This is a genomic window from uncultured Sphingomonas sp. (assembly GCF_964243315.1).
Taxonomy (GTDB): domain Bacteria; phylum Pseudomonadota; class Alphaproteobacteria; order Sphingomonadales; family Sphingomonadaceae; genus Sphingomonas.
Genome location: NZ_CAXTEM010000073.1, coordinates 1 through 11,580, shown reverse-complemented (window position 1 = coordinate 11,580; position 11,580 = coordinate 1). Strand labels below are relative to the sequence as shown.

Annotated in this window: 13 protein-coding genes and 1 other RNA gene; 10 read left to right on the top strand and 4 right to left on the bottom strand. The window is 66.5% G+C overall.

Annotated elements, in window-relative coordinates; translation table 11 throughout:
- On the bottom strand, window positions 1–589 hold a 589-nt coding region (locus ACFE77_RS14685), incomplete at its 3' end, for an RNA polymerase factor sigma-32 (RefSeq protein WP_375422394.1).
- A gap of 62 nt (window positions 590–651) precedes the next feature.
- Entirely contained in the window at window positions 652–1,599 is a 948-nt protein-coding gene (locus ACFE77_RS14680; RefSeq protein ID WP_375422393.1) for an RluA family pseudouridine synthase, read from the bottom strand.
- Window positions 1,600–1,616: 17 nt separating this feature from the next.
- Here ACFE77_RS14680 and ACFE77_RS14675 point away from each other — a divergent pair, with 17 nt between their 5' ends.
- The 10 genes from ACFE77_RS14675 to rnpB all read left to right on the top strand — a co-directional run bounded on the left by ACFE77_RS14675 (window position 1,617) and on the right by rnpB (window position 10,005).
- Window positions 1,617–2,021 (top strand): Mov34/MPN/PAD-1 family protein, encoded by a 405-nt coding sequence (locus ACFE77_RS14675; protein ID WP_375422392.1) that lies wholly within the window; start codon window positions 1,617–1,619, stop codon window positions 2,019–2,021.
- Window positions 2,022–2,096: 75 nt separating this feature from the next.
- A complete protein-coding gene (locus tag ACFE77_RS14670; RefSeq protein WP_375422391.1) occupies window positions 2,097–2,741 on the top strand; it encodes a histidine phosphotransferase family protein in 645 nt (214 codons plus the stop codon).
- A gap of 53 nt (window positions 2,742–2,794) precedes the next feature.
- On the top strand, window positions 2,795–5,089 hold the full coding sequence (locus ACFE77_RS14665; protein ID WP_375422390.1) for a chemotaxis protein CheA: 2,295 nt from the start codon (window positions 2,795–2,797) through the stop codon (window positions 5,087–5,089).
- Window positions 5,089–5,514: a chemotaxis protein CheW gene (locus tag ACFE77_RS14660; RefSeq protein WP_375422389.1), complete on the top strand. Its 426-nt coding sequence runs from the start codon at window positions 5,089–5,091 to the stop codon at window positions 5,512–5,514. The genes ACFE77_RS14665 and ACFE77_RS14660 overlap by 1 nt, the downstream gene beginning before the upstream one ends.
- A gap of 85 nt (window positions 5,515–5,599) precedes the next feature.
- A complete protein-coding gene (locus ACFE77_RS14655) occupies window positions 5,600–5,965 on the top strand; it encodes a response regulator (protein ID WP_375422388.1) in 366 nt (121 codons plus the stop codon).
- A gap of 16 nt (window positions 5,966–5,981) precedes the next feature.
- The gene (locus ACFE77_RS14650) at window positions 5,982–7,088 is read left to right on the top strand and encodes a chemotaxis protein CheB (RefSeq protein ID WP_375422387.1); all 1,107 of its coding nucleotides are present in this window, start codon (window positions 5,982–5,984) and stop codon (window positions 7,086–7,088) included.
- Window positions 7,085–7,930 (top strand): CheR family methyltransferase, encoded by an 846-nt coding sequence (locus tag ACFE77_RS14645; RefSeq protein ID WP_375422386.1) that lies wholly within the window; start codon window positions 7,085–7,087, stop codon window positions 7,928–7,930. The genes ACFE77_RS14650 and ACFE77_RS14645 overlap by 4 nt, the downstream gene beginning before the upstream one ends.
- A 54-nt stretch (window positions 7,931–7,984) precedes the next feature.
- Entirely contained in the window at window positions 7,985–8,677 is a 693-nt protein-coding gene (locus tag ACFE77_RS14640) for an N-acetylmuramoyl-L-alanine amidase (protein WP_375422385.1), read from the top strand.
- A gap of 213 nt (window positions 8,678–8,890) precedes the next feature.
- Window positions 8,891–9,535: a hypothetical protein gene (locus tag ACFE77_RS14635; RefSeq protein ID WP_375422384.1), complete on the top strand. Its 645-nt coding sequence runs from the start codon at window positions 8,891–8,893 to the stop codon at window positions 9,533–9,535.
- 65 nt (window positions 9,536–9,600) lie between these two features.
- Window positions 9,601–10,005, top strand: an RNA gene (rnpB, locus tag ACFE77_RS14630) — RNase P RNA component class A.
- A 231-nt stretch (window positions 10,006–10,236) separates the two neighbouring features.
- On the opposite strand, the gene ACFE77_RS14625 is transcribed toward rnpB, so the two are convergent.
- Both ACFE77_RS14625 and ACFE77_RS14620 read right to left on the bottom strand, forming a co-directional pair.
- Window positions 10,237–10,875, bottom strand: coding sequence for a carbonic anhydrase (locus ACFE77_RS14625; protein WP_375422383.1), 639 nt, complete (start codon window positions 10,873–10,875; stop codon window positions 10,237–10,239).
- Window positions 10,872–11,580, bottom strand: a 709-nt coding sequence (locus tag ACFE77_RS14620) for a SulP family inorganic anion transporter (protein WP_375422382.1), incomplete at its 5' end; no start/stop codon positions are given. The genes ACFE77_RS14625 and ACFE77_RS14620, both read right to left, overlap by 4 nt.

The window sequence follows — 11,580 nt, the reverse complement described above, 5'->3', positions numbered from 1 at the left end:
GCATCGGCACGTTGAGCGAGGTGTCGCCGCCCATCGCCATGCGGCGGTTCATGCTGACCACGTCGTGCTCGGCGACGCCGAGATCGGTCGCGATCTTGGTGACGTCCTCGGGCTTCAGATCGCCGTCCTCGAACGCGTCGAGCTTGGACTTCATTCGGCGCAGGTTGAAGAACAGCTTCTTCTGCGCGGCGGTGGTGCCCATCTTCACCAGGCTCCACGAGCGCAGGATATATTCCTGGATCGAGGCGCGGATCCACCACATCGCGTAGGTGGCGAGGCGGAAGCCGCGATCGGGCTCGAACTTCTTCACGCCCTGCATCAGGCCGATGTTGCCTTCGGAGATCAGCTCCGACGTCGGCAGGCCGTAGCCGCGATAGCCCATCGCGATCTTCGCAACGAGGCGAAGGTGCGAGGTGACGAGCTGCGCCGCCGCATCGGTGTCGCCATGTTCCTGGAACCGCTTGGCGAGCATATATTCCTGCTCGGGTTGCAGGATCGGGAATTTCTTGATCTCCGCCAGATAGCGGTTCAGCCCAGCTTCGCTGCCGAGCGTCGGGATCGTCGCGGGGACGTTGCTGCGGGCTGCCATGATCGATCTTCCCTTTCCTGAGGGCGCGGGTGCCGCATTGCAGCGCGTCGCGTCTGACTTACCTATACGTGAAGCTGACTGAACAGTTCCTGCATGTCGGCAGGCATTGCGCTTTGGAACGACAAAGCGTTGCTATCGACGGGATGGATGAACCCCAGGTGCGCCGCGTGCAAGGCTTGCCGCCTGAAACCTAGGGTTTCCAGCAGCCCTTTGCGGCCACCCTTTGTTCTACCATAGACCGGGTCGCCCAACAAGGGATGGCCGATCGACGCCATGTGTACGCGAACCTGATGGGTCCGGCCGGTTTCCAGGCGACATTCGATCAACGCCGCATCGCGTAATGGCTGCACGGTCGAGAAGTGCGTCACCGCGCGTTTGCCGCCGGCGACGATCGCGATCTTCTTGCGGTTTTGCGGGCTGCGCGCGAGCGGCGCGTCGACCGTGCCCGCAGCCGGTCGGGGTATGCCGTCAACGATCGCGCGATAGCGCCGATCGATGCTGTGGTCGTGGAACTGCCGGGCGAGGCCTTCGTGCGCGCGATCGGTCTTCGCCGCGACCATCAGGCCCGACGTATCCTTGTCGATGCGGTGGACGATGCCCGGCCGAGCGACGCCACCGATCCCCGAAAGCGATCCGCCGCAATGATGAAGCAGCGCATTGACCAGCGTGCCGTCGAAATTGCCCGCCGCGGGGTGCGCGACCAGCCCTGCGGGCTTGTCGATCACGATCAGGTGCTCGTCCTCATAGGCGACCACCAGCGGGATGTCCTGCGGCTCGTTATGCGCCGGGACCGGATCGGGGACCGCGATCGTAAAGACCTCGCCCGCCGCAGCGCGCTTCGCCGGATCGCGCACCGCCGTCTCGCCGCGCAGCACCGCGCCCGACGAGATCAGCGCCTTCAGCCGTTCGCGCGACAAGCGCGGCGCGGCGTCGGCGAGCGCGCGGTCGAGGCGCCAGCCATCCGCCGCCGGCGCGATCGTCGCTTCGATGATGGAAACCCCCCGGTTCATGTTCTACCGAAATGGGCATGGTGTTGGACATTTCAAGCGCGGTCGTCGCGCACATCCTGGCCGCCGCCGCTGAGTCATCCGACCGCGAAGTCTGCGGCCTGTTGTTCGGCACCGCCGCCCGCGTCGAGGCAGCTGAGGCGTGCCGCAACGTGGCGGCCCAGCCCGCGCGGCGGTTCGAGCTCGACCCGGTCGCGCTGCTCGCCGCGCATCGGGCCGCCAGGGCGGGCGGGCCCGCCATCGTCGGCCATTACCATTCGCACCCCTCGGGCTCGGCGGTGCCGTCGACCTGCGATGCCGAGGCGGCGGCGAAGGACGGCGCGATCTGGCTGATCGTCGCAGGCGGCGAGCTTCGCGGGTGGCGAGCGGTCACGGAAGGCGCGATCCATGGCCGCTTCGATCCGGTGACCCTGCGCACTTCCTGATCGGCGCCGCACCCAGGCGGGTTGCACGGCTCGCCCGCGTCGGTCAGAGAGACCGGCATTAACCAGGGGATCACCATGACTGTCAGCCCGGTCGAATTTGCGAGCCTGTTGTGCTCGCGACTGTGCCACGACCTTCTCTCGCCGGTCGGCGCGCTCAACAACGGGCTCGAATTGCTCGCGGACGAGACCGATCCCGAGATGCGTCAACGGGTGCTCGACCTGCTCAGCGAGAGCGCACGGGCGTCGGCGAACAAGCTGAAGTTCTTCCGGCTCGCCTTCGGAGCGGCGGGCGGCTTCGGCGAACAGGTCGATGCGCGGGAGGCGAAGACCGCGATCGAGGGGCTGCTGATCGACAACAAGCGGACCGAGCTCAACTGGGTAGTCGAGGCGGCGACGCTACCCAAGCCAGCGATCAAGGTCCTGCTCAACCTGGCGATGATCGCTAGCGAGGCGCTGGTGCGTGGCGGCAAGATCGATGTCGGCGGCGAGGAGACCGGCGGGCAGCTGGAGATCGTCGTCAAGATCGAGGGCCCGCGCATCATTCTCGATCCCGAGCTGCGCGCGACGTTGGTGAGTGGCGAAGGCGAGGGCGGGGTGACCCCGCGCGCGGCGGCGGCGTACCTGGTGCACACGCTGGCGACCGGTGCCGGCGGGGCGGTGCTGGTCAGCGAGCCGGCCGACAACGTCATGGTGTTCGGCGCGGTGTTCAACGCGCGGTAAACTGGGCCTTAACCTTCATCGGCCATGACCGTCCTCGAAATCGACGGGGACCCATGGACGACCTGCTTCAGGAATTCATCGCGGAGACGCGCGAAACGCTCGAAGCGCTTTCGGGCGAGATCGTCGCGTGGGAAGCGGATCCGGCGGATCGCGCGCGGCTCGATGCGATCTTCCGCTTCGTGCACACCGTGAAGGGCAGCTGCGGCTTTCTCGATCTGCCTCGCCTCGCTTTATTAAGCCATGCTGCGGAAGACGTGCTCGCCGCGGTGCGCGAGGGCAAGCGCACTCCGGACACAGCGCTGGTGACTGCAGTGCTGGCGGTGGTCGATCGGATCGGCGAGATCGTCGAGGCGATCGACGCGGGCGGGTCGCTGGACGATTCGGCGGAGGAATTGCTGATCGCCGCGCTGGCGGAGGACGCCGTGCCCGTCGCGCAGATCGCACCGACGACGATCCAGCGTACCAACGCGCGGTCGGTACGGCTGAACGTCGACCTGCTCGACCGGATGATGAGCGGCATGTCCGAAATGGTGCTGGCGCGCAACGAACTTGCCCGCCGCCTGCGCGACGAGCAGATCGATCCCCGCATCGAAGCGTCGCTCGAGCGGCTGTCGCTGACGGTCGCCGAGATGCGCGACACCGTCACCCGCACGCGCATGCAGAAGATCGAGGCGTTGTTTTCCGCGCTGCCGCGGATGGTGCGCGATACCGCCGCCGAAGTCGGCAAGGCGGTAAGCCTGACGCTCGACGGCGCTGATGTCGAACTCGACCGCGAAATGATCGAGCTGATGCGCGATCCGCTGGTCCACATCATTCGCAACGCGGTCGATCACGGGATCGAGACGCCCGCCGACCGCAAGCGCCTCGGCAAGCCGATCACCGGCAAGCTGACCGTGTCGGCACGTCAATCGGGCAACCAGATCCTTATCGAGGTCGCCGACGACGGCGCCGGCATCGACACCGAACGACTGGTCGCCAAGGCGCGAAAGCAACGATTGCTGTCGGACACCGAGATCCAGGCGCTGGATCCCGCGGGTCGGCTCGACCTGATCTTCCATGCCGGGCTGTCGAGCCGCGACACCGTGACCGCGATCTCCGGACGCGGCGTGGGCATGGACGTGGTCCGCGCCAACATCGAACAGATCGGCGGGCGCATCGTCCTGCTCAACCAGCCCGGCAAGGGGCTGACCATCGTCATCCACGTGCCGCTGACCCTGTCGATCATCTCGACGATCGTCGTCGCGGTCGCCGACCAGCGATTCGCGTTGCCGCGCCAATCGGTCGAGGAGATCGTCAGGGTGCGCGGCGAGGCCGTGCGCATCGACATGGTCGGCGACACCGCGGTGGTCGCGGTTCGCGGCCGGCGGCTGCCGCTGGTCCGGCTCGGTGCGCTGCTCGGGCTGGCGGATCATGCGCCGACGACGCTCGCGATCATCTCGACCCGCGACGGGGACTATGCACTGGCGATCGACGAGGTGCTCGATACCGAGGAACTGGTGGTCAAGCCGGCGGCGCCGCTGGTGATGGCAACCGGACTGTATGCCGGACAGACGCTGCCCGACAGCGGACTGCCGATGTTGCTGCTCGACGGATCGGGCATCGCCGCCGCCGCGGGGCTGCGGTTCAACCGCATCGCACAGGCGGCGGAGGCGGACGTTGCGGAGGCCGCGCCTGGCATTCCCGCGCTGTTGTTCGACGATCTCGACGGTCGCCGCCGTGCGCTGGCGCTCGCGGTCATCGACCGGGTCGAGACGGTCCCGATCGCGGCGATCCGCCTGTCGGGCGGGCGTTTGCGCCTCACCATCGGCGGCGGCACCGTGCCGCTGCACTGCGCCGCGGACCTCGACGACCGGCGCGATGTGCCCGTGCTGCGCCTGACCGATGGCGAGATCGAGGTCGCCTATGCGATCGCCGAACCGATCGAGATCGTCACGCTGCCGACCGAGATCGCCGCGGCGACCGGGGCAGGACCGATCGCAGGCGTCGTCATCATCGACGATGAGCAGGTCGAGCTGATCGACGCGCATGCACTGTTTGCGGGCGAAGCCGCACCGATCGCGGCGCAACCGGTGTGCCTGCTGCATTGCGACGGATCGGGGTGGATGGAATCATTCCTCAAGCCGACGCTGGAAGCTGCGGGCTATCGCTGCGTCACCGGCCTCCACGACGGCGAGAACGCGTCGGTCGCACTCGCGATGGATGGGTCGCCGATCGCGGGCAACGCGGTCAAGACGCCCGTCGTGCGTCTGCGTCGCGAGCGGGCGGGGCAGAAGGACGATGGCAGCGTCTACCGCTACGATCGACCTGCGCTGATCGCCGCACTCGCCGCCAGCCTGGGAGGCCGCTGATGGAATTGTTCCTGATCGCTCATATCGCGGGACGCGGCGTCGCGATCGAGACCGCACAGGTCGAATCGGTCGTCGATATCGCCGAGATCGTCGTGGTGCCACGTGCGGAGACCACGGTCCGCGGGCTGGTCGCGCTGCGCAGCCGGGTGGTGACGGTGATCGACACCGGCACCGCACTGGGGATCGAACCGACCCCCGACCATAGCCGCCGCGCGGTGATCACCCGCATCGACGGGCATCATTATGCCATCCTGGTCGATTCGCTCGAGGACGTCGCGCCGTTCGACCGGCTGCCGCTGTCGTCGGGGCTCGCACTCGACAATGGCTGGGCGGCGGCAGGCACCGGCATCGTCGAACGCAGCGGCGAACCGATGCTGATCATCGACCTCGCGGCGCTGATCCCCGCACACGCCTTCGCTGCCTGATCCACATTCCGCGCCGGCACTTAACCCGCCGCTTACGCTTTGCTGCCACAAGAAGGGCGGCGCTACCGCTCGAAAAGGCCTATCCATGAAGACCTGTCTTGTCGTCGACGATTCGAAAGTGATCCGCAAGGTCGCCCGGCACATATTGGAAACGCTGAACTTCGAGGTGAGTGAGGCCTGCGACGGTCGCGAGGCACTCGACGCCTGCCTGGCGAAGGCGCCCGACGTCATCCTGCTCGACTGGAACATGCCGGTGATGAGCGGGATGGATTTCCTGCGGGCGCTGCGCGAGTCGAGCATCGCAACGCGTCCCAAGGTGGTGTTCTGCACGACCGAGAACGGCATGGCCTATATCCGTGCCGCGATCGAAGCGGGCGCCGACGAATATGTCATGAAGCCGTTCGATCGCGACACGCTGGAATCCAAGCTGCAAATCGTCGGCATGGCCTGAGCCGTCCGTCGGCCCGATGTCCAGTTTCGACTCCGCTCTCGCCGTTCTCAGTGTCGATCATTCCCGTGTCCTGATCGTCGATGATTCGGCGGTCGCGCGCGCGGTGATGGCGCGGATGATCGATGCCAACGATGATTTCGTCGTCGCGCGCACCGTTGCCAACGTCCGTGCCGCGCTGGATTTCCTGGCGATCGAGCGGGTCGAGTTCATCCTGCTCGACATCCAGATGCCCGGCATCGACGGCATCACCGCGCTGCCCGACATCATCGCCGCCGGGCGCGGCGCACGCGTGTTGATCGTCTCGTCATCGGCTACCGAGGGTGCGGCCAACACGGTGCAGGCGCTCGCGCTGGGAGCGGCGGACACGCTGGTCAAGCCCGGCACCGGCGACCTATCCTCGCGGTTCGCAGAAGCGTTGATCGACAAGCTGCGCCGCCTCACCGGGTCGACGCCGCCGCCGGCCGTCTTGGTGAACCCGGCTCCCGCGACTACGGCGCCCGTTTCGACGATCGTGCCTCTGCCGGCGCGGCCTCGGCCGGTCGGCGACAGCTACGATATCGTCGCGATCGGCGCCTCGACCGGCGGCATTCACGCGCTGAGCCAGATGCTGCGGGCGATCCCGACCAGCTTCACGCTGCCGATCCTGGTCACCCAGCATCTGCCGGCATCGTTCATGCCTTATTTCGCCGCGCAGCTTGCGGTGATCGCCGGGCGTCCCGCCGAAGTGGCGGTCGACCGGCTGCGGATCCGACCGGGCCGGATCATCGTCGCCCCCGGCGACGCGCACATGCGCTGCGTGTCATTGGGCGATGGCAGCGCGGCGATCCGTCTCACCCACGAGGCACGGCCGAGCGGCTGCATGCCGTCGGTCGATTCGATGCTGACGTCGATGGTCGACATCTATGGCGCGCGCATGCTGGCGGTTGTCCTCAGCGGCATGGGTCGCGACGGTGCCGACGGCGCGGGGCTGGTACATGCGGCGGGCGGGTGCGTCGTCGTCCAGGATCAGGCGAGTTCGGTAATCTGGGGCATGCCCGGATCGGTCGCAACGGCGGGCAATGCCGACGCGATCCTCGATCCCGAAGCGATCGGTCGCATGGCGACATCGAGACGCCGGCCATGATGCATCAACCGATCGGCACCCTGCCGGGCGTATCGCAGGTCGCGCTCAACGTCCTCAGCGCGCTGCTCGAGGCGCGCACCGGCCAGCAGGTCGCAGCGTATCGATCATGGCGCATCGATACCGCCTTGAAGCCACTCCTCCGCGAGCGGGGGTTCGATACGCTCGACCGGCTCGTCACTCACCTGCTCGAAGGGCATGATACCATGATCGGTGACCAGATCGTCGACGCGCTCGTCAATCAGGAAAGCTCGTTTTTCCGCGACGCCCCGGTGTTCGACATGATCGTCGAGGCGGTTGAAGCCGCCGAGGCGGAGGGCCGGCGCGCGCGGATCTGGTGCGCGGGCTGCTCGACGGGGCAAGAACCGCTATCGCTCGCGATGCTGTTCGCGGAACGCCAGGCGCCCTCGCCGGAGATCGTCGCCACCGACGTGTCGGAGGCCGCGATCGCGCGGGCGCGGGCAGGGCGCTACACCCAGTTCGAGATCCAGCGCGGCCTGCCGATCCGGCGGATGATGCGCTGGTTCGATGCCGCCGGCAGCGATTGGGTGGCGAAGCCCGAGTTGGTGAAGGCGGTCGCGTTCCGTCGCCACAACATGGTCGCGGATCGCGCGCCGCCGGGCCAGTTCGACGTCGTGCTCTGCCGCAATGTGCTGCTCTACCTCGCGACACCGACCAAGATCGAGGTGTTCGACCGGATCGCCACAGCGCTTCGCCCGGGGGGCATGCTGGTGCTGGGCGCGGGGGAGACGGTGATCGGCCAGACCCGGCTGTTCGAACCGAGCAAGCTCTTCCGCGGCTTCTACGAATTGGCCGACGCGCAGCGGGTACGCGCCGCAGCCTGATCTTCCTTCTCTCACCTCTGTACGCCGCGAACCTTTGTCGGCTAGGGGTGGGCTATGACGATCATCGACACGCCCTCGCCGAACTTCGACGAGCGGACGCTGCCGATCAGTATGATCGTGCTCCATTATACCGGCATGCAGGATAGCGCTTCGGCGATCGCGCGGCTGTGCGATGCGGAGGCGAAGGTCTCGTCGCATTATGTCGTGGATGAGGACGGCACGGTGCTGCGGCTGGTTCCCGAGGACAAGCGTGCCTGGCACGCCGGGCGTTCACACTGGCGCGGCACCACCGATATCAATTCGGCGAGCGTCGGGATCGAGATCGTCAATCCGGGGCATGAATTCGGCTATCGCCCGTTCGCCGGGCCCCAGATCGACGCGGTTATCCGCCTGGTCGCCGCGATCAAGGAACGCCACGCGATTACGCGCGGCAACGTCGTCGGGCATTCGGACATCGCGCCGACCCGCAAGCGCGATCCGGGCGAGCTGTTCCCGTGGAGCAAACTCGCCAAGCTCCGCCTCGCCCTGCCGCGCCCGACCCGCAACCTGATGGACCCGATGTGGACCGAGGGCGGCTTCCTGCTCGCACTCGAACGCTTCGGTTACGAGGTAATCGAGCCGATGGCAGCGATCATGGCGTTTCAGCGGCGGTTCCGCCCGGAACTGATCGACGGTGAAGTCGACGCCGAATGCCGCATGATCTTGCTGGCGCTGCTATTGCCGAAGCCGCAGGGCGACGATGATTAATCGCTGTGTCGTCGACAATCGGGTGATTCGTACAGTCTGCGACTTCTAGAAGATCAGACGCTCGCCGTTGCTATGCTTGCGCCGGAAGCAGGCGTACCCCGATGATGTGGTAAACGGCAATGCTCGCGCATCTTTGACTTGACCGAATCTAGAAGAACAGGCTCATTGTCCGCAAGGCGACCAACAGGGTGGTTGCCGACGGGGGGATTGTTCATGAAAGTCATATGTTGCGCGCTCGCGAGCGCGTCGTTTTTCGTTGCGTCCGGTGCGGCGGCGCAGGCCGTCGTTCAGCCGGCCGCGATGGTCGCCACGCCGATCGCTGCCGGCGCGGGCGACACCGGTGTGCTGCGTGCGGGCACCAGCGTGCCGTTGCGGATGGCCGAAGCGCTCACCACCAACGGCAAGAAGCTGAAGGTGGGGCAGCGTTTCCAGCTCGAGACCGCCGAGCCGATCACCATTGGCGGAATGACCGTGATCCCGATCGGCAGCCCGGCGACCGGCGAAGTCACCGAAGTGCGCAACAAGGGCATGTGGGGCAAATCGGGCCGGATCAACGGGCGGGTGCTCTATGTTCGCGCCAATGGACGTCAGATCCGGATGTCGGGGCAGCTCGACGACAAGGGCACCACGGGAACTGCAGGCGTCGTCGGCGCGATCGCGGTGCTGCCGATCGCGGGGTTCTTCGTGACCGGGACGAGCGCCAACATCCCGCTCGGCGCGCCGGTGACCGCGTTCATCGACGAGGACGTGCCGGTGAGCTTCGTTAGCGGTGCACCAAGCGCGATGGCGGTTCCAGCACCGGTAGCGGTGGTGGCGCCCGCCGCCAGCGTGGGAGTCGCTCCGGCCGCTGCCAAATAGGCGCGGACGAGGACGCCGCGTCGGCGACGTTGCCGACGCGGCGTTTTGCACCTAAGGCCGCCCTGCCAGAGGGTCGGGCGACCGCGTCATGCGAAAGCATGCCGAGGAAAGTCCGGGCTCCACGTAACAACGGTGCCGGGTAACGCCCGGCGGGGGCGACCCCAGGGAAAGTGCCACAGAGAGCAGACGACGTGTGACTTCGGCTCAGGCCTGGGTCCAATGCTTCGGCAGCGTCACGGTGAAAGGGTGCGGCAAGAGCGCACCGCGCGCCTGGTAACAGGGGCGGCACGGCAAACCCCACCGGGAGCAAGACCGAATAGGGGCGGCATGGGGCTCACGCCCCGGGGCTCGTTGCAGCTCGTCGCCCGGGTTGGTTGCTTGAGGCGGCGCGCGAGCGTCGTCCTAGAGGAATGGTCGCCCAGTCCCCGCAAGGGGATGGACAGAACCCGGCTTACAGACCCTCTGGCACTTCTCGGCTTTGGGCCGGGCTTAAACCCGCCCCCGGCTGCCGATGCTATCGACACAAGTGGACGGTGCCAGGCGCGCCTGAGGCTGCTTGAAAACTCGCGAAAGAGCGAGTTTTGCAAGCGGTGTCGGCCCGCTCCTCCTCCCGACCTCCATCAGGATACCGAGTGGGAGGCGGGGCGGGGGGAGCGGGCCGGCACCGCGAAACGCGCCACAACGCGTTTCCAAACGGACGCTTAGATCAGCACCTTCTCCGGCCGGCCGACCTCGTCGAGCGTTGTAGTGCTATCGATCTCCATCAGCGGTTTGATGTGGCCGTCGCGGATGTCATAGACCCAGCCGTGGAGCCACAGCTCCTGATCGCGAGCGAAGGCGCGCTGGACGGTGTCGGTGCGGGCGAGGCGGACGAGCTGATCGCGGACGTTGACCTCGACCAGGCGGTTGACCTTGGCATCGTCGTCGCGCTGCGACTCGATCTCTTCGGCATGTTCGGACAGCACTTGGCGCGCGGTGTCGAGCCAGCGGTCGACCGGTCCCTCGGTGCCGCCCTGCAGCGTCGCCTTGATCCCGCCGCAGCCATGATGGCCGCAGACGACGATGTGGCGCACGCCGAGCACGTCGACCGCATATTGCAGGACCGACATCAGGTTGAGGTCGTCGTGGTTGACCAGGTTGGCGATGTTGCGGTGGATGAACATGCCACCCGGCTGAGTCATCGTCATCTGTTCGGGATTCACCCGGCTGTCCGAACAGCCGATCCACAGAAACTCGGGCTTCTGACCCACGGCCTGGCGGCTGAAGAAGTCGGGATTCTCGTCGGTTAGCTCGGCCGCCCAAGCCTTGTTGGCGAGCAGGAGCTGCTTGTACTGCCTCATGCGTAGCGTACCTCGGTGGATGGGGCGTTGATCAGCTGCGCGCGCTTGCCGGCGATGTCGCCGCGGACGAGCACCTTGATGCCGCGATACTGCGCGCCTTTGATGAACGCGTTTATGATGTCGACATTGTCGAGGTCGACATAATTGGTCGAGGACAGATCGATCAGCAGATTGGCTTCGTCCGGCACCCGCATCAGCGACTTCTGCAGCTCGTACTTGTGGATGAAGTAGAGGTTGCGACGCGCGCGTATCAGGCAGTCGCCATCGTCGCATGCGAAGGTGATCGCGGGGCGGAAGTTACGCGCGATGACGAAGATGAAGCCAACCACCAGCCCGATCACGATGCCCTCGAGCAGGTCGGTGAACAGGATCGCGGCGACCGTCACGACGAACGGCGCGAACTGGGTCCAGCCTTGCTTGTAGCGGTCGGTGAACAGCTTCGGCTTGGTGAGCTTGTACCCGGTCGCGATCAGCACCGCGGCGAGCGCCGACAGCGGGATTAGGTTGAGCACAGCCGGGATCAACGCGACGCTGAGCAGCAGCCAGAAGCCGTGCAGGATCGTCGACAGCTTGCTCTCCGCGCCCGAATCGACGTTGGCGGACGAACGCACGATAACTGAGGTCACGGGCAGGCCGCCGATCATCCCCGCGACGATGTTGCCGCCGCCCTGCGCCATCAGCTCCCAATTCTTGTCGGTGGTGCGG

Bases quoted from the DNA above. Each gene is read 5' to 3' on its own strand.
- ACFE77_RS14680 (WP_375422393.1), bottom strand. From the start codon at position 1,599: ATGAACCGGGGGGTTTCCATCATCGAAGCGACGATCGCGCCGGCGGCG.
- ACFE77_RS14675 (WP_375422392.1), top strand. From the start codon at position 1,617: ATGGTGTTGGACATTTCAAGCGCGGTCGTCGCGCACATCCTGGCCGCC.
- ACFE77_RS14670 (WP_375422391.1), top strand. From the start codon at position 2,097: ATGACTGTCAGCCCGGTCGAATTTGCGAGCCTGTTGTGCTCGCGACTG.
- ACFE77_RS14665 (WP_375422390.1), top strand. From the start codon at position 2,795: ATGGACGACCTGCTTCAGGAATTCATCGCGGAGACGCGCGAAACGCTC.
- ACFE77_RS14660 (WP_375422389.1), top strand. From the start codon at position 5,089: ATGGAATTGTTCCTGATCGCTCATATCGCGGGACGCGGCGTCGCGATC.
- ACFE77_RS14655 (WP_375422388.1), top strand. From the start codon at position 5,600: ATGAAGACCTGTCTTGTCGTCGACGATTCGAAAGTGATCCGCAAGGTC.
- ACFE77_RS14650 (WP_375422387.1), top strand. From the start codon at position 5,982: ATGTCCAGTTTCGACTCCGCTCTCGCCGTTCTCAGTGTCGATCATTCC.
- ACFE77_RS14645 (WP_375422386.1), top strand. From the start codon at position 7,085: ATGATGCATCAACCGATCGGCACCCTGCCGGGCGTATCGCAGGTCGCG.
- ACFE77_RS14640 (WP_375422385.1), top strand. From the start codon at position 7,985: ATGACGATCATCGACACGCCCTCGCCGAACTTCGACGAGCGGACGCTG.
- ACFE77_RS14635 (WP_375422384.1), top strand. From the start codon at position 8,891: ATGAAAGTCATATGTTGCGCGCTCGCGAGCGCGTCGTTTTTCGTTGCG.
- ACFE77_RS14625 (WP_375422383.1), bottom strand. From the start codon at position 10,875: ATGAGGCAGTACAAGCAGCTCCTGCTCGCCAACAAGGCTTGGGCGGCC.